Here is a 19,929-nt window from a genome sequence, read left to right as displayed (position 1 = left end):
TGCTCCGTTAAGTTAATGCTTTGCCAGAGTTCTTATGGACGCTGATCGCGGACCTGTTGTTCCAAATCCGTCCACGCGGGCTGGTCTGTATGGGTCGATCTCAGGTATCCCAGAAGGCTGGCGATTTGCCGGTCGCTCAGGGCCTCACTGAAACCTGGCATCATTGCGTCGGGCATTCCTTCTTTAAGGGATACGCCATTCAGCGTTATACGAATAAGATTTACCGGTGTCGGTGCACTGATGGCGCTATTTAGTGCCATATCCGGACGCAGCGTGTTGGGGCTTTCAGGGGTGTTGTAATGACAAGCAGCGCAGGCATAGGTGAATAGCCGCTCGCCTTCACTCATCATGGCCGACGGGTTTTGAGTGCTGTGCACAGTACGGATAGCGCTGGCTGCGCTTTCATGTGCCTGATTTGTATCGGAGGCTTGTGCAAGATCACTGAGCCAAACGGCTAAAGCGCGAAGATCGCTGTCTGGCGCTAGCCTTAACCCGGCATGAACGACATCGGCCATAGAGCCTACGGCGACACCATGCAGCGGTGAGCCACCATGCCGAAGGTACTGATAGGCTTCCGCTTCTGCCCAGCTCGCGGGCGTATGATTGCTGGCGTTCAATGGGGGTGCGTACCAGTTGTTGACGATTGCACCTTCCCACGCGTTGCCTGCGTCTTCCGCCCCAAGCATGTTGCGTGGTGTGTGGCAGGCACTGCAATGGCCAGGGCCTTCTGCAATGTAGGCGCCCCGGTTCCATGCTTCGCTTTTACTGTCATCCGTTTCGTAACGCCCTTCCTCAAAGAACAACAGTTTCCAGCCAGCTAGCAACAATCGAATGTTGAAGGGGAATTCCAGAGTGTTTTCGGGAGGTTCCGCAGGGATCGCCCGTCGGGACATCAGATAAGCGTAAAGGTCTGATACGTCATCATCCGTCATTTTGGTGAAGTGGGTATAGGGAAATGCAGGGAAAAGCTGTGATCCTGATCGGGACACGCCTTCGCGCATCGCCCTTGCAAACGCTTCTTCGGACCACTGCCCGATCCCGGTTTCGGGGTCGGGCGTAATGTTGGTGGAGTAAAGTGTGCCAAAGGGCGTCGGCATCGCTCGGCCACCTGCCAGAGGTTGGTCAGGATCGGTTGTGTGGCAAGTTTGGCAATTACCCAGACCTGCTAGCAGCTCGCCCCGAGTGATTTGTTCTTGGCTGAACGAATCAGGCGCGGGAGGACTAATCGGATCTATCGATGATTCCCAGGCAATAAAAAGAAAAATAGCCAGGACCAGTGCGCCAAGAGCGATCAAGCCCCCTAGGATCTTTTTCAACACTGTTGTTCTCCTGTCATGGCCTGAATTCGCAGACTTTGGCAGCAATCAGGCTGGTGGGTTGCGACCGGTTATGAACAACAAGTGTAGTTTAAAATTAAGAACTTGCAGGCGTTGTGATTTTTATTCGGTTTCATCACCGACGATGATGCCGCGCTCTGGATCGAACTGCATTTGCTTCAGACGGTCGACAAACCATTTCAAGCCTTTTCCCGTGTTTCCCCGCGACCAAGCGATTGATATTTCGGAAGGGGGCCGCGGTGCATCCAGCGCTAGTACCTTTAATTCGCCGTCGCCCAATTGACGGGCAATTCTATGACGAGGTAAATAGCCCACACCAAGCCCTTTAAGCTGAGCTTCTATTTTATGATCGATGGTCGGAACGATGACCCGGCTTCGTCCATCCAGCAGGCCGGACGAGCGAACCGGTAAATGCCGAGAACTGTCGGCAACAATGACGGTAGGGTAGTCCTGAATTGCGCTAGCCGGTATAGGTTGGGGCAGTTCTGTCAGCGGATGGTCGGCAGCAACTGCAAAATCAAAGACTACATGCCCTAAAGAATGTAACGCGAAACCGGTGGTAGGAGGTGCGGCTGGTGCGCCAATCACCAAATCGCACCGGCCATCGCTTAGCGCATCCCAGCTACCGCCGAGTACTTCTTCGGTCAGCCTGAGCTCGGTTTTTGGTTGAATGCGTTGAAAATCTTCAATTAACGTGTAGAAGGGGTCACAGCTGAGCACGCTGTCTATCGCGATTCGTAGTTCCACCTCCCAGCCGTCCGCCGCACGACGGGCCATGGCCGTCAGCTCGTCGGTCGCCTTGAGGATCTGGCGCCCCTGTTCCAAAACCAGCCGCCCCACCGGGGTCAGCTCGGCCTTGCGCCGACTGCGGTCAAAGAGCGGGACACCGAGGTCTTCTTCCAGCTTGTTAACCGTGTAAGAAATTGCAGACGGCACCCGGAAAAGTTCTTCGGCGGCAGCGGCAAAGCTGTGTCGCCGATCGATGGCATCCAGAGTCAGCAGCGCATCCAGTGTAATCGGGGAAATCATAGTTCAGTTTTCCTGATGATACTTTGCGGATGGTTCCGCTATTCTCTCCAGGTTCCAAAAATATATTAATTTCCGGTCTGTTAGAGGCGAATGTTAATCCCGAGACTGATGGTATCGCGGTCGTATTGGTAGCGATCGATATTGCTGTCGTTGCTCATGCGGCCAAGTTTGGTAGTTGCCGCGAAGGTTTGGTCGAATTGGTATTCTGCATTCAGGCTGTAGGATAGGCGCCGGTCTGTTCGCTTTTTTGTTTCCCCGTTCTTGAATGTGTGGGGCTGCGTGTACTCACTGTACCTAAAACTGGCATTGGCCCCTATCTTGAGAGCTCTGGTTATCGCATAAGAGAGCTTAGCACCCAGCGTGTGGCCCATCGGGGAGACGCTGTAAAACTGATCCCCAATTTCCCGATCCTTCCGGTCGTTATAATCGAAGCGATATTGTAGTTCGCTCGACCAGTCACCTTGACGAGCACGGTAACGAGTATCCAGTCGATAATGTTGGCCTTCGTATGCCTGGTATTGGGCCTTGTCCGCAAAAATCTGTTCGGCCTCAAGTTTTATCTGACAGCTTGCCTTCATCGATTTTGTGGAACAGCTGGGTGTGAGCCAATCGGCGGTCAGCCGTGCTCTTTGTTCCCGAGATGCATTGGCCAGCCAAAGTTGATCACCCTCAAGGCCGAGGCTAATTCTGTCGCCTCCAAGGTTATAGCGCCATGCTGTTCCGAGACGAAGAAGGTCTGTGTTGAAGTCGTCTTCTTCAAAATAATCACGAACATAAAACTGTGCTTTCAATTGAATCGCACTGTTGCCGTGTCGATAGGCATAGCCAGATGCGGCGCCTACCGACTCGAGAAAGCCGTCATCGAGTGTGCTGGCGGCGGTATCCGGGAATAGGCCGATGTTGTCTTCATATCCGACTGCTACCGACAGCAGGGCTTGCCAGTGTTTGGTGGGCGCTTTTTGGCTACCGAGGTTTTTTAGTTGAGCTTGGGCTAGCTTTGCGAGTTTTTGCTGATGGTTATCGGCGGCAACCGTTCGGAAATGGAACAGGGCGGTTGCTGAATCATTTTCAGCCAAGGCAATCAAGCCCAGATTGTATTGCGCCAAAGATTTCTGGTTGGTGCCGATAAGTTGAGAGAACGCCTGGCGGGATTGTTCATACTCGGCCAGCTTGTAGTACAACACACCAAGGTTGTAAGTCAGGGCCTTCGACTGTAACCCTTTGGATTGGGCGGACTCCAGAAACTGTTTTGCTTGATTGAGCTCGCCTTTTTGAAAGGCCATCACGCCGGATCGGAAATCTTGCTTGCCATCATCATGGGTGTCAGCCACGGCGAAAGGGCACAGGCTGAAGCTGAGAGCGAGAAGAAGTGGCGTGATAAGACGACAGGACAAAGCAGATCCCTTAATACTTGCAAGGTGCTAGCGCATTAAGGGATAGCTTATCTTATTAGCGATGAAAAAGAGAAGGTGCTTGTAGATCTCGATTTTTCTAGCGCGATTTAACAGTCTGAGATGTTAAGGCGTTGTGGTTTCTGGCAGGTTGATAGGAGCCTCGATGGGCAAATCCAGCCCGGGATCCGGAAGGTTGTCTGTAGGAAGATCTGAGTCAGGCAGATCCGGCTCCGTTAACTCCAGATCGGGCAGGTCGGACGGCTGTTCCTCGGGCAGTTCCAGCTCGAGAGCGTCTCGGGTTTCTCTTGCTTGAGAAGAAAGCGATTCCTGCATCTCGCGCGCTTCGCTTGTCAGCTCATCAATGTCTAATGCTTCAAAGGATTCACCAATCGTCAGTTCATTAACTGAGTCGGGAAGCTCCATCTCTTGCACAAATGAATCGCCTAAAGCCTCATCATCCATCACCATGCGCATGGTCACGTCCAGATCGGGTTCAGCGAGAGCTGCTCCGGAGCTAAACGCTAAGCCCAAAGCAAAGACTGCAAAAATAAGTGGGTTTAGCTTGGTTATCATGTCGACGGCTCCTTTGTCTTGCCAATGTCTGCACGAAAAGTCTTCCTTTTGTTGCCATCATCGAGATGAGCAACCAATGTGCCTGCACCTGGGAATAGTACATTCAGCGGCAGCGCTAACAAGTTATCCCCGGGTTTTAGATCCACCTTCCAACTAACACGGTGACGGCCGGGAAAGGGAGCCAGCTCCACGTTGGGCGGCAGCTCCAGCGTTAGCGTTACGTTATCGACGGCTTCTTGGGAGTTAAAAGCCAGTTTTACGGTTTGTTGCTCGGGGGTTGTGCTTGTTGCCCTTATTGTAGAAGGGGACTCCTGCGCAACTACCGGACGGCTTTCTGGCGTGGGGGCAGACAGTTCGCCGCCAATAAAGATACCAACCACCAATGCTGCAGCGATTGCGCCACTCCAGGCGGGGATATGCCAGTTTCGATTGCTATTTTTCTGGCCGCCATTGGTAGCAGCTGCGAGCACTCGAGTTTCGAAATCACTGGTTGGCTCTGGTATCGCCATGCCTTGTAGGCCTTGCTGCAAATTCTGAGATACGCGCAGCGCTTGTGCGCATTTAGGGCACTCGTCTGCATGCTGCTGCATTTCTGCTGACAGATTGCACCTGGCTTCAGAATCGATGTTGGTAATAAAAGTTTCGCAGTTCATTGTCTCCACCTTACTGAAGCTCACGTTGCTCACCTTCAAAAGGTTCCAGTTCTGCTTGTAAAAATTTTCGAAGGGTGGCTCGAGTGCGGTGCAGTCGCGATTTAATGGTGCCCACAGCCACCTCCAGAACCGCTGCTATATCATCTTGTCGCCAGTCATCGACATCGTGTAGCAGTATAAGTGTGCGTTGGTCCGGTGTCAGATGGTTCAGTGCGCGGGTTAACGCGACATTGTTGGATGCCTGAGCCAGTCCGGTAATTGGGTCTGCTGCGTCACTTGGGAGTGTGTCCAGGTAAGCGGTGCCCGATTCGAAGTCATCCATTACGCTCGCATTGATTTCCCTGCCCGCTGGGCGCTTTCGAATCGAATCTACGAATTGGCGATATAACACCCGGTTCAGCCAGGGGCGTAATTGCTCAATGGCTTCAAGTTCGTCCAATTTTGAGTAGAGCTTGACGACCACATCTTGCACAAGATCTTCCGCGTCGTGTTGTCGGCCAGTCAAGCGATACGCGAACGCGTACATGGCTTTCAGGTGTGGCTGGACAAGACGTTCGAAACGTTTTGATTTGGACTGGCGAAATGTAAGCAGGGCCAATCGGGTACCTCTGTGCTGCGCCGTTGAAAAAAGAGGGCGGTGGTTATTTTAGTTCTGGATCTATGTTACCAGTCTGAAGGCTTTCAGGGTATCCGGGTACGTAAAATAATTGCAGGTGTTTTTGCATTAATAATCAAAGGCTTCTTCGCGCTTCTCACGGTATCGAATGAGAAAAACTTGAAAAATCGGGAACCTTTGGCATTAGACCAACGTGGAGGCTACTAAAGGCGCATAAGACGCCGAATTACAAGAAACCCTGAGGTATAAACTATGTTCATCCGCAATGCCTTAATTGCCGCTATCTCTACGGCTTCACTGGGACTCACTGGCTGCTTGGACAGCGGTGGTCAAACGAATAAAAACGCTAGCCCGGTATACAAAGTTAACGGCGGACCCAGCATAGAGCGAGGCACCCACCCTTTATTTGCCCCCTTGGACACCGAGTTCGTTATTCCTAGCGATGCGCTTTTTTATCTTAGCGATGTTGATGACGGCACCATGCTCAACGGGACTGATCCTGCCAACCCGGTGACCGATGGCATCGGTTATCTGGACGGTACTTCGGTGCTCGCGCCAATCGACGTCAAGATCAGCGCCAGCTTGGATGCGGAGCAAACGCTGGATGCGAACGAGTTTGTTTTGGCTGAGGACGGCGTTACCACCATTCCGAACCCCAATCAGAATGTTTTTATGATTCCGGTTGATTATGCCGGTGGTGACCCGCTCAAAACCTTGGATGGCGAGGTCGCTGGTTTGACGACTGCCGCACGTTATCGCCAGGCGCTGAGGCTTCAGGAAGCCGGTGATGCCACAGGCGCAGAGGCCATCTTTGCTGAACTACGTGTCGAAAAACTTCGTGTTGAGATGCTGGATATCGACGGTGGTGCAAACAATCTAATCCGCATTCTGCCGCTGACGCCACTCGATGAAAAAACTCAGTATGTTCTGGCCCTGAGCGACTCTATCGTCGACGCTGATGGCAAGCCACTGGTCGGCTCTGTTACGTACCAGAGTGTTGCCAATCCTGACCGGGAGTTGTCGAACGCGCTCTATCAGCCGTTCCGTGATGCCATGTTGCCCGCGCGAAAGCTGGCGGCCGACTACTTCGACTTTAAGCGTGAGCACGAAGCCGCTGCTGATTTCAAAGCGACCTTTGCTGACATTCCATACGCTACCGCGATTACCACCACTGCGGTTGATGACGTGTTGCTCGCGAATGCGGCACCGGTTACTTTTTACAGTGAAGTTCTGACCATTGAGCAACGTAAGAAAGATCTGAATAAGTTGTTCTCGGGATTTTATAACCTGAGCGGCCAAACCCTGGCGGAAGGCAGTCAGGCCGAGCAAGACCTGAACGCCAAACTCTATACAAATCTGACCACCTCTAGCTCTGAATATTATGATGCAGAGCTGGCGGCGATTCTGGAAGCCGCAAACGCAAATGGTGTTGCCGTAGCCTATAGCGACGTGATCGTTAACGCTGAAAGCGACCGCCGTTTGGCGCATGCCATTCAGGCTGCTACTGCGAGCGCTAGCGATGAAGTCATGGACATCTCCGCTGAGGCGCAGAGTGTGGCGGATGCCGCTGAGGCGCTTTTGGACACGCCTCAGCCGAGAACAGTGAATGTGTTTAGTCAGCGTACCGGGGGTGAAGTAAACGAAGCATTGGAACAAAACCCCACGGCTGTAACACCAATCAATATTCGTGTCTATGAAGGCGAGATTTCTCTGCCTTATTTCCAGTCCTTGCCGCTTGACGGCGACGGCACGGTGCTTAAGACCAGCAGCTGGATGCCAGCGGACTTTAGTGGCGACACAGCTCTTGATCCGGCCCCGTCTGATCGCATTAGTTACCGGTTCCCGTTTGCCTCTAAAACAGCCGATACGATAGTGCCGATTGTTGTTGCGGCCCCGTCAACGACATCGGCGACGCCCGCAAACGGTTTCCCGGTTATCATTTACCAGCACGCAGCCACTCAAGACCGGTCGGCCATTCTGCCTATGGCCACAGCCGCCGGGTTAACCTGTATTTCTAGCCCAGCCGACGACTGCTTTGTGACCATCGGTATTGACCAGCCGTTGCATGGCATTTTTGAGGAGAATGGCGGTGCCGTTGGTCTAAGCCCAATTTCTACTCAGGCAGGTGCCTCTGCCGAGGCGACCGAACGTCACTTCGGATTTGCCGCTGACGCTGAATTGAACGCAGTGGCCGCCGCGAGCCTTGAAGCGCCTGGATCGGGTGATCTGTTCCTTAACTTTGCTAACTATGCAAATACCCGTGACAACATGCGCCAGAGCGCGCTCGATCTGCTTAACGTGAACGCATCACTGCAGAATATTGAAGATGCGATCGGAGCATGTTCCGAATGTGACAACGACCTCAATATCGACCCTAGCCGTGTCTACTTCATGACGCATTCCCTCAGCGGTATGGGCGGTGCAGCGGTTCCGCACTTGACTAATCTGGCCATCGACGCCGGCAACCCTCACTTGAACCGTATTCAGGCATCAACGTTCTTTAACACGGGTGGCAGTTTCACTCGTCTGGTTGAGAACTCCCAATCGGTAGCCCCTCGTGTATTGCCTGGTTTGGATGATGCGTCTGACGGCCTGCTTGCTCAAGGTCGTACTGAGCTGAATATCTACTTCAATGTGTTCCAGTCACTGTTGGATTCGGTAGATCCGACCGCTTATGCGCCTTTCTATAAGGGGCAGTCCGTGCTTCTAACCGAAATAGCGGGTGATCCGGAAGATTCCGAGAAGCCGACGGATAACACCATCCCGAACGCCGCTGACGAGGAAGCTGCTTTGCCGCCGCTCGAAATCACAATTGCCGAAACCGGCTTTGTGATTAAGGGCGAAAATATGCCGCTGGCGGGTACGGATCCTCTCGCTGCTGCGATGGGTGCTGCAGCCATACAGGAACAGGCGGGTAACAATACGCTGCCGGTGATTACCCGTTATACCGAAGGTGCGCACGGTAATCCGATCTCTGCAGGTACGAAGGATGCCGAAGCCTATTCGTCCAGTGCAGTCTTTACTGAGATGACCGCACAAATGCTTGAGTTGTTCAGCCAAGGGTCTGTCTCGGTTGACAACGGCTGTGTGGTTCAAGGTGTAACGGGTAGCGATTGCGACGACCCGGAAAACAGCGATCCAGGCAAAGAGCCCGGTGATGGCGGCGGAAACGGCGGTGATGACGGTAACGTGCTCCCGATTCCGGTTCTAGGTTTTTAAGCATACAAACATGGAATAGCGCCGCCAGTATCCGGCGGTGCTCATAAACCTCTCACAACGACAACGATAACCATGGCGTGTTCCCGCTTGGCGGGGGCACTTGCGCCAAAAAAATGTGCGGAGTAACTGCAATGACAATAAAAAAATCCATTTTAGCGAGGTCTATTCAGCTCGCGCTGACGACCCAGATCGCGTGCCTTGCACCCACCGCTGCCGCTTTTGATTTCAGCTTCTACGAAATCGACGCGTCGTTCAGTACCACACTGACGGCAGGCACCGCATACCGGTTGGAAGATCAAGATCCGGATCTGATCACCCAAGGTAACTTGGGTCCGCAGTACGCCTATAGCAACACTGGCGCATCGTCCAACAACTTTGATGACGGTAACCTCAACTTCAATAAGGGTGACCCATACTCAACCATCCTCCGTGGCCGAAGCGAGTTGTTCCTAGACTACATTCCAGACAGCGACGTACTGACCCGTGTCGGCTTTTTGGGTCGGGCCAGCTATTACTACGACTTTGAGCTCAAAGATAATGAGCGCGCCGTTGACCCGGTTGGGCAGCAGCGTGAACTGAATCCGGAAGCGAAAGACAACGCCTCAGGAGTAGACCTTCTGGATGCGTATATCTTTACAGACTGGCAAGTAGGGGACGTTCCGGTAGCGGTCCGCTACGGCCGTCAAGTCGTCAACTGGGGTGAAAGTACCTTCATCCTGGGCGGCATTAACGCAATCAACCCGATTGACGTACCGGCATTCCGCGCACCCGGTGCCGAACTGAAAGACGTACTTTTACCGGTAGAAATGCTCTATACCTCGGTTGGGCTAACGCCGGAAATCACACTGGAAGCTTTTGTTCAGACCGACTGGGAACCGTTCCGCATCGATGACTGCGGTACATTCTTCTCCACCGCTGACGTTGCCGCCGATGGTTGTGGTCCGGTATTGCTAGCCGGGCAGGTGCCAGACTCGCAAGCGTTCGAAGAGGGTTTTATCTCGCCTCGAATCGGCGATAAAGAACCGGGTGATAAAGATCAGTTTGGCGCGGCAGTACGCTGGTACGTAACTGAACTTGAGGCCGATGTGGGTTTCTACTACACCCGCTATCACAGCCGTCTGCCGTACATCAGCGGTGTGGTGAGCAATCCTGAGTCGCCTGAAGGCAGTCAGATGCGAGATGACAGCAAACCGGACTCTCGTTTCCCAAGCTACTTCATCGACTACCCGAAGGGCATCGACTTGTTCGGCGTGAGCTTTAACACCACGCTGCCAACAGGCACCTCTCTGGGTGCAGAGTACAGCTACCGTCCAAACATGCCGATTCAGTGGAATACCTTCGAGTTGATCTACGGCGGCTTGCAGCAGCGGGGCCCTGATGGCCAGGTGATCAGTAAGCTGGAACAGCGTGAACAGGCCAACGGTGGTAACTACGCGGGTAAAGCCGTGGATGGATACGATCGGTACGGCGTGTCGCAACTCCAAACAACCCTCATTCACTTTATTGATCAGATTATGGGCGCAGACCGCTTCATCATCGTGGCGGAAATTGGTGCGACTTACGTGCACGACCTGCCGGATCTGTCGGAAGCCCGTTATGGTCGCTCAGGTATGTTTGGTGTGGGCCCGGTTCCTCTGGATGGCCCCAGCTTCTCTGGCGACTTCTGTAGCCAAGGCACCGATAGCGAGAAACGTCTGAACATCAACGCCACTAACTGTACGAATGATGGTTTTACGACTGACTTCTCTTGGGGTTACCGAACGTTGTTCGTTTGGGATTACCCAAGTGCAATAGCCGGTGTCAACTTGCGTCCTAAGTTGTTCTTCTCCCACGACGTCGAAGGCTATGCGCCGGACCCAGGCGGCAACTTTAAAGAGGGAAACAAGTCGGTAGGGCTTGGCGTGGATGCAACCTATCAAAATGCCTATAAGGCCTCTCTCAGCTACACGAATTACTTTGGTGGCGATTTTAACGAGACCAACGACCGCGATTTCGTGGCCGCCTCAATCTCATACGCATTCTAAATATCCGGGAACTCAAGGAGATCTGACTTATGAAAATGATACGTACGTTCTTATACAGCGCAGTAGCCAGCGCCATGCTGGCTGGAGGCTCGGTATCTGCCGGGGTGTCGCAGGATGAAGCCGCGAAGCTCGGCGACACCTTGACCCCTATGGGTGCGATCAAGGCCGGCAATGGCGATGCAATCCCTGCTTGGGACGGTGGTTTGGTGACCCCGCCGGCTAACTATAAAGACGACGGACGTTACGTTGACCCGTTTGCGAACGACAAAGAGTTGTTCCGGATCGATCAAAGCAACGTCGACGAGTACGCTGATCGCCTGACCCCGGGTCAGGTGGCGATGATCAAAACTTATGACACCTATTTCATTCCGGTCTATGAAACCCGTCGTACTGGTGCTTATCCAGAAGTCGTTCAGAACAAGACCAAAGCAAACGCAACTGATGTTTCGCTTATCGAGAGCGGTAACGGTCTGAGTAATTACCAGACGGCCATTCCGTTCCCGATTCCCAAGAACGGTCTTGAGGCGATCTTTAACCACATCACCCGCTACCGCGGCGGCTCAGTAACTCGTAACGTCGCGCAGGTTACACCACAGCCGAACGGTGATTTCAGTGCCGTTAAGTTCACCGAGTCGTTCACTGAGCGAGTCCAGTTGAAGGACTATGATCCGTCTGAAGATGAGAACGTCATGTTCTACTTCAAACAGACGATCACTGCGCCATCTCGCTTGGCCGGTAACGTGTTGCTGGTTCACGAAACCATCAACCAGGTTAAAGAGCCACGTCGTGCATGGTTGTACAACTCTGGTCAGCGTCGTGTACGTCGTGCCCCGAGTGTTGCGTATGACGGTCCGGGTACAGCAGCTGACGGCCAGCGCACGTCAGATAACCTAGACCTTTATAACGGTGCGCCAGACAAGTACAACTGGGAGCTTAAGGGTCGTAAAGAGCTTTATATCCCTTACAACTCTTACCGCCTGGCTAGTGAAGACCTGAGCTACAAAGACATCATTAAGCCGGGCCACGTAAACCAGGAGCTGGCCCGCTACGAGCTGCATCGTGTATGGCACGTTACTGCGACTTTGAAAGACGGTGAGCGCCACGTATATAAAGTTCGTGACTTCTATATCGATGAAGACACCTGGCAGATTGCCGTGGTTGATCACTACGATGGCCGCGATAACCTCTGGCGCGTAGCAGAAGCTCATGCGATGCAGGTTTATGATGCCAGCATCCCGGCTTACGCGTTCGAAACGCTTTATGACCTGTTGTCTGGTCGCTACCTGGTGATGGGTATGACCAACGAAGAGAGCGATCCGTACTCGTACGGTGTTGAGCGCAGCTCACGGGAATACACCCCAGCTGCACTGCGTCGCGCGGGTGTTCGCTAATAGCGTAACTGAGTGACGTAGGCCCCGGCCGGTGTACGCACCGCCCGGGGCCCCTATCTAGGGTAGGAGTTCACAAATGTACATTCTCGATATAGAAGCAAGTGGTGCAGGTGAAGGAAGTTACCCCATCGAGATCGCATGGAGCCGTGTGGACGGATCTGAGTCTTATTCGACGCTTATCAATCCCGATAGTGTGGATGGCTGGCAAGGCTGGAGTCATCAAGCAGCCAACCATGGGCTGACAAGACAAGAGTGCTGCGAGCGGGGCGAAACGGCAGCTTATGTTGCCCGGCGTGTGGCTCATCTATTAAACGGCTATCCGGTCTTTTCTGAAACTCCGGTTCAAGACCAACAGTGGCTCGATAAACTGTTCACCGTTTCAGGTAAACAGTGTCCTGCCGAGTTGATTCCGATAGAGCGAACGGTGCCGGCTTCGAAACGGTTAGCGTTGAATGGGCGTTTGTTAACCCGCCGTGACGAGCATAATGCGGCCGAGAACTGCCTTCTTTTGTGTCGTGTTATACGCCAGATGAATGCGGTCGATACGCCTGATTCCCACCACCAAAGCATTTCAAGTTCTTCCTTTAAGTGGTTGAAAGGTTTCTCGTTTGTAACCTGAATTATTGCTTTTTAACATTCCCTTCGCGCTCGTTCTGCTATTCTTCCTTGCAACGCCAATCTTCCTCCCGTCATAACGAGCACTTGTCAGTCCTGAAGGTAGCTTTCGTCATTGTAGTGGCGGCGAACACAAGGACATTGCCATGAAGAAACTCAGCTTACTTACGCTAGCACTATCGGTCTCTACCACACCGATGATGGCGCTGGCGAAGATAACTACGGCAACTCTTTACCCATCACATGCCGAGTTGACATGGCAGGAGTCCCGGCAGGTCAGTGCCGGTGCGGGCATGATTGAAATCGAAGGATTGCCATTGAGCCTTCAAGACCAGTCTTTGCAAATTCAGCTTGAGGGTATGCCCAGTGCCCAGGTCCACCAGATTCAGGTCAGTCGCGCAGAGCATGAAGAGTTCGTTGCTGACGAAACCCGTCGAATCCGGGATGAGTTGTCTGAAGTGACCTTGCGAATTCAAGAACATGAAGACCTTATCCGCGCATGGCAACAGCAGGTAACGTTGATGAGCCATGCTTCCCAATCGGCGCATGAACTAACCGCTACAGAGTTGCAAGAAATGGCGGCGGCCGTTAAAGGCACGACACAGACAGCGCTTGCCGAAATACGCGCAATTCGCGTCGTCATGAAGAGCGACGTGGCATTGAAAGAACGTCTCACGCGGGAACTCTCGCAAGTCACACAAAGTGCCAAGGCGGCTAAAAACGTGCGGATCCATTATCGGGCTCCCGAAAGTGGCTTAGTGCAAGTGAAGCTCCGGTTTCAGACCCCCGAAGCAAGCTGGCGGAGCGAATACAATGCGCGCTTGCACACCGAGGCGGAGTTGGGCGGGGAGCTAACTCTGGAGCATGTAGCGGTTGTACGGCAGACAACGGGATACGACTGGGACGATGTGGAATTGCACCTTGCCACCGCCAATGCACGCAAGGGAACGTCGATGCCTGACGTAACCTCGTGGGTTGTAAGCCCCCGTCAGCCAGAGCGATACCAATCCAAGATGCAGGCCGTGATGGAAGCCGAGATGGAGGAGATGCGCGCAGCGTCACTCATGGCCGACTCTGCGGTTGTCGACAGGATTAGTACCTTCACCCAAAGCTATAGCTTGGCCGAAAACGTTCAGTTGCCGAGTGGATCATCCAAACAGCGTTTTAGAGTGGCCGATCACAGTGTGCCCGTTGAGGTGGCTGTTTGGTCAGCACCGGTGCTGGACCCTACGGGATACATCCATGCTAAGGGACAATTTAAGGCGAATGCACCGATACCCGCAGGGCCAGCTACGTTATATCGCGATGGCCAAAGCGTGGGCCAAACTCATCTTGGTGGTTTGGCCGACGGGGAAGAGCTTGCGCTGGGTTTTGGTGTCGACGAAGCCGTTCGAATTTCTGTTATCAATGAACTTGAACGTACCGGGGAGGAGGGCATTTGGAGTAGCGAGAATGTGCAGCGCCGCCAGAATCGTTTTGAGATTACCAATCATCACGATACCCCTGTGCAGATTCGACTATTCGATCGACTTCCCGTATCCGAGCAAGACGTGTTAACCGTGAAATCATTGGAGATCAGCGAACCCGTACAGCGTAACTTCGCGGAAAAGAAGGGCGTTTTGAGTTGGGAACGCGAGGTGCCTGCAGGTAAAACCATCAGTGTGAAATCGGGGTTCGAGGTGAGGGTGCCTGAAGGGACCTCGTTGCCTCGTTTGTAACCCGGTAAGTCGTGAAAGTTATAAGTAGCGCATGCTTCATGCCGCTTATTCTCGCTCAAACCATGCACATTTGGGCGCGTTGCCTCATAATTGCTTGATCACCCCGAACTTTTAGGTTGTACCTTCGCGCATGCATACTGCTTTCTGGAAAGAAAAAGGATTCGTGAAATCGGCCCTTATCACCGGGTTGTTTTGCGTATTTGTGTTTACTCTGATTGTCTACGGGGCCCTGCAGTACCAAGCGTCGCTACTAAGCAACGATTTGAAAGTCGCAGAGCAGGCCAAAGCTAGAATGACGTCAGGTTTGTTAGAACAAGTCTTTGAGTATACCGCCAATGACCTGTTATCAATCGCAAACATGCCTGCCGCGGTTCGGTTTAACCGTTACAGAAATGACGCTTGGGAAGAAGCGCTTGAAATGGTGTTCCGAACTCAGCTAGAGCAAAAACCCAGGTACAGCCAATTACGCTTTCTCGATCATGACGGGATGGAGCTGATTCGATTAGAAAAGAACGATCAACGCGTTATCCAAAAACACGCAAACGCTTTGCAGTTCAAAGGTGAGCGGTATTACTCCATTGAAGCCGCAGCTCTTTCTATGGGCGAGGTTTACGTTTCGCCGCTGGATCTCAATGTTGAAAAGGGGCAGGTTGAAGTTCCGTTCCTGCCCATGATCCGTTTTGGTGTTCGGGTCGTGGATGAGGAAACTGGTCACCAGGCCTCAGTGATTCTGAACATGAAAGGTCAGGCTCTGTTGGATACCTTTGATACGGCTATGGTCGGATCTTATCCGGCGTTTCTGTTGAACAGCGAGGGCCACGTTCTTGCAGGGCCAGATGAAAATGACGAATGGGGTTTTATGTTTGGACTGCCGTCGTCATTTGCGCGTGATTACCCTGAAGCTAGTGATCAAATTCTAGCCAGTGATTATGGCTGGGTCGAAACAAGCAATGGACTCTTTGTTTACGAAACGGTCCATCCGTCGAAACAATTCAACAGCAACTCAAATGCCGATCAATACACTTGGAAAACGGTATCGTTCGTTCCTAGTGAGGCGTTGCCGTCGTCAGCATTGTTGAGTCATCCTTGGGTTGTTGGGTTCTATATCATCGGTGTTTTTCTAACACTGGTCATTTCTTTTTATACCCATTTCTTGATTTATAAACGACGAGAACTTCGTCGTGAAAATGAGCGGCAATCCAAGCGTTTTTGGAAAATATCCAGCGTGCTGGGCGATGGCTTGATCGTGATGGATAAGGATGGCCTATTAACATACATGAACCCGGAAGCTGAGCGGATATTGGGTTGGGGCGCAGACGACCTGGTTCATAAACACGGACATGAAGTATTTCACGTTCACGACCCGGACGATCCAAGTTGCTCAGTAATGGATGTGATGAAAACTCGCCAACTTTATCGTAGCAAAGACGAAGAGTTCCGTCGTAAAGATAACTCCACCATACCAGTCATCCTGAATGCAGCACCACTCACAAGCGACACAGGTGACGAAGGCATCGTGATCTCGTTTCAGGATTTTTCAGAGATCAAGGAGTACCAGGAGACCATCCACAGTTTAGCCTTTCAAGATAGTCTGACAGGGCTTCCTAATCGGCGTGTTCTCGAGGATCGCATGCAGTTGGCCATTGCTCTATCGGGTCGGCACGCCCGTCATTTGGGACTCATGTTCCTTGATCTTGACCATTTCAAAGAGGTCAACGATACCTACGGTCATGATGCGGGTGACATCTTGCTCAAGGAAATTGCGGAGCGGCTGGAGCGCAATGTACGGGAAACCGATACGGTGGTGAGAATGGGTGGTGACGAGTTTATCGTGCTACTGCCGGAAGTCTCGTCGACTGAAAACGCTACGGTGGTGGCTGAAAAAATTCTTCATGCTGTTTCACAGCCTGTGGTGCTACCTTTGGGTGTTGCGCGAGTGGGTGTCAGCATTGGTATCGCAATAGCCAGAGGCGCGGGCCTAACGGTTGAAGGTGTGATGCAAAGTGCTGACAAGGCCATGTACGAGGCCAAGCGCAGAGGTAAAAACCAGATCTTCGTCAACGAATATCGCTTACCTGACAGTAAATAAGGGTGACTAAAAGGTTGTTCGTTTTTCTCAGAGTTAGGAATCATTCATGAGTGTTGTACCCTTTGAAAACTTGGCATGCCCTCTAGACGGCATTCCTCTTTACCGTGAGGGAAGGAGCTGGCGGTGTGCAACTGGCCACAGCTTTGATATTGCGCGGCAAGGGTACGTTCATTTGCTCCCTGTTCAAAAGAAGCGCTCAAAGGAGCCTGGTGATAGCAAGGCGATGGTCGCGGCAAGGCAGCGGTTTCTTGACGCCGGCTTTTATCAGCCGATTGCCGATGCCGTGTCGAAGGCTACCCTGGAAGGGGCGTCAGGTAAGCCCTCCATAAGCTGTCTCGATGCTGGGTGTGGTGAGGGCTACTATATGCGGCAGCTTGGTTTGGCTGCCAGCGGAACCAGCTTATCCTTGCTGGGGTTAGATATCTCCAAGTGGGCCGTATTGTCAGGTGCTCGGCAAGACGATCGTGCTTGTTGGGTGGTGGGCAGCAACGCCAATCTACCGGTTGTTTCTGGCTCGCTTGATAGAGTGCTTTGCCTGTTCGGCTTTCCGGTGTATCCGGAGTTTGCAAGGGTACTTAGCCCGGGTGGCCGCTTGATTCAAGTTGATGCTGGTCAGGACCATTTGCGTGAGCTGAGGGAGATTATCTATCCGGAAGTCCGAACAGAATCAAAGAAAGTTTCACAAGCACCTCAAGGCTTTCGCCGGATCACAACGGAGGATATTCGGTTTTCCTTGCATATCGCGGGTGCAGAGCCGATTGCAGATCTGTTGGCGATGACGCCCCATCTTTATCGGGCCAGCCAAGAAGGGCGGGAAAGGGCGGCTGCCCTTGAGTCCTTGTCTCTGACGGTCGATGTTTGCCTGCATACCTTTGAGCGGGAGAGTGCGGCGCTCTGACGACCGTCTGTAGATTTCAAACGGAGGCGATTTCTTCGGCAGTGAGCGGTCGGTACTGACCGGGGAGTAGCTCGTCGTTTAGCTGAAGCTTGCCCATCCGTTCCCTGTGGAGTGAGGTTATGCGATTACCAACGGCATGAAACATACGTTTTACTTGGTGGTACCGTCCTTCGTATATCGTTACCCGAGCCAGGCATTCGTCTAGCTCTTCGATCTGCGCCGGGGAGGTCGCCAGTTGCTCGTATTCGAACCAGATGCCCTCTTCAAATCGTTGGTGTGCTTCCGCAGTGATAGGGCCCTCGGTGGTGACTCGATACACTTTGGGTATTTTAATCCTGGGCTCTGTGAGCCGACGAGACCAGTTGCCATCGTTGGTGAGAATCAGAAGGCCGGTACTGGCACGGTCCAGGCGGCCACCGATGTGTAGTTCGTCACGGAGATTGGGGTTAATCAGTTCCAACACCGTAGGGTGTGTATCGTCCACGGTTGCGCTTAAGTAGCCCGCTGGTTTGTTGAGCATCAGATATCGAGCGGGCTGGGCCTGTCGAATCACTGTGCCGTCTATCGCTACAGCACAAAACTCGCTGATGTTCCGCTGTGCTTCGCGACAAACCACGTCATTCACGGCAACTCGCCCGGTGGCAATCAGGGCATTGGCGCGTTTGCGACTAATGCCATTCTGATTGCTGACGATTCGCGATAACTTCATAAATAAAAGCGTTTAAGCGCCCGTGCCCTTAGCTTTTAGGCGATAAAACTCTTCAATAACCTGCTCCATCGCGACTGGGCAGTACTCGCGGAGGCCACCTAGCATAATGTGTTTGGATACCTCTCCCACGGCCTCGCCGTCCGACAACAGATCGTAATCCAGAGTGACGTTGCCTCGTTTTCCCGTCGCTTCCAGGTTTGTGTTGCTCAACTTCAGGTCTGGATTAGGCGTGTTTAGCTGTTTAAGGCCGAGGCTCATGCTCTGATACATAACCATCGGGCGATCCGGGTTGAACATGACGCCATGGGACTCCATGAGCGGCTTGAGGGTGTGGGGGAAGTTCTTGCCGGACGTTGAAACGTAGCACCGGATGAATTCTTCGACCGCTGTCTCGTCAAGCGTCTGCTCGCCACGACGATTCACTTCGATGTAGACTTTTCCGCCTTCGTCGCACACTTCTATCGTGCCGTCTTCGCTTTCACGAAACTCCAGCGGCACCTCTGCGCCTAGCAAACTCTGGAACTTGAAAGTCATGGAGCTGGACAAGCCAAATCGTGAGAGCACGATGGCAAACAGCAGGTCGCCGGGCACGCAGAAACGGCGTGCATCGACATCATGAATCGGATTGAAATCTCCGGCAACTTCTTTGGCAAAAAGGCTCGCCTGGCGCGCGGTTATAATGATCCGATCATTTTCTATGGAGTAAAAGCGGTCTAAAAACATAGTTTTCCTTTAGTCATTACCGGCTTCCGCCTCTCGCATGCGTTCCTGGCGATCCCGTTCTTCTTCCTTAGCGGCTTCAATGATTTCGATAACTTCGCCCACATCCGCACTTTGGGTATCGTGCTCAAAGCAGCCGGTAAGCTGGCTATCCGGGTAGAGGTCACCGGCCTCATAAAGTGCCCAGATTTCTTTACCATAGTCCGTGTTCAATATTTGGGGGGCAAAGCGCCCGAAATAACGGCGCATGTTATCGATATCACGCTCTAACATTCGTTCAGCGTTATTGTTTCCCGAGGCGTTAACCGCTTGCGGCAGATCGATAATGACCGGGCCATCTGAGTCTACGAGTACGTTAAATTCGGATAGATCACCGTGAATCAAACCGGCGCATAGCATGCGAACGACATCGGAAATAACCTGCGTATGGTAAACCTTAGCTTGCTCCGGTGTTAGTACCACATCGTCTAATCTCGGGGCGGCTTTACCGTCTTGATCTGAGATCATTTCCATTAGCAGTACGCCATCCACGAATCCGAAAGGCTCCGGCACACGCACGCCTGCTTGTGCGAGGCGATAGAGGGCATCCACCTCTGCGTTCAGCCAAGCATCTTCCTGTTCTTTCTGGCCGTACCGAGTCTTTTTGCTCATGGCGCGGGCGCGTCGACTGTTCCTGACTTTTCGACCTTCCTGATACTGCACCGCTTGCTTGAAACTGCGTTTCTGGGCCTCTTTGTATACTTTGGCGCAGCGCACACTGTCGCCGCAGCGCACCACGAACACTTGAGCTTCTTTCCCGCTCATTAACTGATACAGCACTTCGTCTACCATGCCGTCGTCGACAAGGGGCTGTAATCGCTTGGGTATTTTCATAAAACTCTGAGCTGCCTGGTTGTGTCTGTTCGGAAAAGCGCGTTTGTCAGCATGTCTAAACGTATACTACC

General features: G+C 52.7%; 16 protein-coding genes. 7 read left to right on the top strand and 9 right to left on the bottom strand.

Annotation, left to right across the window (positions count from 1 at the left end; genetic code table 11):
• Positions 1-32 precede the first annotated feature (32 nt).
• The 6 genes from VOI14_RS05785 to VOI14_RS05760 form a co-directional block, all read right to left on the bottom strand.
• Positions 33-1,319: a cytochrome c gene (locus VOI14_RS05785; RefSeq protein ID WP_323751085.1), complete on the bottom strand. Its 1,287-nt coding sequence runs from the start codon at positions 1,317-1,319 to the stop codon at positions 33-35.
• 120 nt (positions 1,320-1,439) lie between these two features.
• Positions 1,440-2,366 carry a LysR family transcriptional regulator gene (locus tag VOI14_RS05780; RefSeq protein ID WP_323751084.1) on the bottom strand — a complete coding sequence of 309 codons (927 nt, stop codon included), beginning with the start codon at positions 2,364-2,366 and terminating at the stop codon, positions 1,440-1,442.
• Between the two features lie 80 nt (positions 2,367-2,446).
• Positions 2,447-3,760 (bottom strand): hypothetical protein, encoded by a 1,314-nt coding sequence (locus VOI14_RS05775; protein WP_323751083.1) that lies wholly within the window; start codon positions 3,758-3,760, stop codon positions 2,447-2,449.
• Positions 3,761-3,883: 123 nt separating this feature from the next.
• Positions 3,884-4,333: a hypothetical protein gene (locus VOI14_RS05770; protein ID WP_323751082.1), complete on the bottom strand. Its 450-nt coding sequence runs from the start codon at positions 4,331-4,333 to the stop codon at positions 3,884-3,886.
• A complete protein-coding gene (locus tag VOI14_RS05765; protein ID WP_323751081.1) occupies positions 4,330-4,986 on the bottom strand; it encodes an anti-sigma factor in 657 nt (218 codons plus the stop codon). The genes VOI14_RS05770 and VOI14_RS05765 overlap by 4 nt, the downstream gene beginning before the upstream one ends.
• A gap of 10 nt (positions 4,987-4,996) precedes the next feature.
• On the bottom strand, positions 4,997-5,584 hold the full coding sequence (locus VOI14_RS05760) for an RNA polymerase sigma factor (protein ID WP_323751080.1): 588 nt from the start codon (positions 5,582-5,584) through the stop codon (positions 4,997-4,999).
• Positions 5,585-5,854: 270 nt separating this feature from the next.
• Between VOI14_RS05760 and VOI14_RS05755 the strand changes: the two genes are divergently transcribed.
• The 7 genes from VOI14_RS05755 (at position 5,855) to VOI14_RS05725 (ending at position 17,556) form a co-directional block, all read left to right on the top strand.
• A complete protein-coding gene (locus VOI14_RS05755; protein ID WP_323751079.1) occupies positions 5,855-8,821 on the top strand; it encodes a hypothetical protein in 2,967 nt (988 codons plus the stop codon).
• Positions 8,822-8,952: 131 nt separating this feature from the next.
• The gene (locus tag VOI14_RS05750; protein WP_323751078.1) at positions 8,953-10,845 is read left to right on the top strand and encodes a DUF1302 domain-containing protein; all 1,893 of its coding nucleotides are present in this window, start codon (positions 8,953-8,955) and stop codon (positions 10,843-10,845) included.
• A 74-nt stretch (positions 10,846-10,919) separates the two neighbouring features.
• Positions 10,920-12,236 carry a DUF1329 domain-containing protein gene (locus VOI14_RS05745; RefSeq protein ID WP_416361392.1) on the top strand — a complete coding sequence of 439 codons (1,317 nt, stop codon included), beginning with the start codon at positions 10,920-10,922 and terminating at the stop codon, positions 12,234-12,236.
• 76 nt (positions 12,237-12,312) lie between these two features.
• Complete coding sequence (locus tag VOI14_RS05740; RefSeq protein ID WP_323751076.1) at positions 12,313-12,855, top strand: hypothetical protein; 543 nt, start codon at positions 12,313-12,315, stop codon at positions 12,853-12,855.
• A 142-nt stretch (positions 12,856-12,997) separates the two neighbouring features.
• Positions 12,998-14,569: a DUF4139 domain-containing protein gene (locus VOI14_RS05735; protein WP_323751075.1), complete on the top strand. Its 1,572-nt coding sequence runs from the start codon at positions 12,998-13,000 to the stop codon at positions 14,567-14,569.
• 163 nt (positions 14,570-14,732) lie between these two features.
• A complete protein-coding gene (locus tag VOI14_RS05730) occupies positions 14,733-16,658 on the top strand; it encodes a diguanylate cyclase domain-containing protein (RefSeq protein WP_323751074.1) in 1,926 nt (641 codons plus the stop codon).
• A gap of 46 nt (positions 16,659-16,704) precedes the next feature.
• On the top strand, positions 16,705-17,556 hold the full coding sequence (locus VOI14_RS05725) for a putative RNA methyltransferase (protein ID WP_323751073.1): 852 nt from the start codon (positions 16,705-16,707) through the stop codon (positions 17,554-17,556).
• A gap of 16 nt (positions 17,557-17,572) precedes the next feature.
• Here the strand turns inward: VOI14_RS05725 and VOI14_RS05720 are convergent, their stop codons facing one another.
• From VOI14_RS05720 to VOI14_RS05710, 3 genes are read right to left on the bottom strand one after another with little or no spacing between them, the layout of a single operon-like run.
• The gene (locus VOI14_RS05720) at positions 17,573-18,265 is read right to left on the bottom strand and encodes a pseudouridine synthase (RefSeq protein WP_323751072.1); all 693 of its coding nucleotides are present in this window, start codon (positions 18,263-18,265) and stop codon (positions 17,573-17,575) included.
• A 12-nt stretch (positions 18,266-18,277) separates the two neighbouring features.
• Positions 18,278-18,988 (bottom strand): DUF3581 family protein, encoded by a 711-nt coding sequence (locus VOI14_RS05715; protein ID WP_323751071.1) that lies wholly within the window; start codon positions 18,986-18,988, stop codon positions 18,278-18,280.
• 9 nt (positions 18,989-18,997) lie between these two features.
• Complete coding sequence (locus VOI14_RS05710; RefSeq protein ID WP_323751070.1) at positions 18,998-19,858, bottom strand: PA4780 family RIO1-like protein kinase; 861 nt, start codon at positions 19,856-19,858, stop codon at positions 18,998-19,000.
• Positions 19,859-19,929: the final 71 nt, after the last annotated feature.

Origin of the sequence: Marinobacter sp., from assembly GCF_034669625.1 — a bacterium.
Taxonomy (GTDB): Bacteria; Pseudomonadota; Gammaproteobacteria; order Pseudomonadales; family Oleiphilaceae; genus Marinobacter.
Note: the sequence above shows the minus strand (reverse complement) of the source record. Positions and strands in the feature narration are given on the sequence as shown.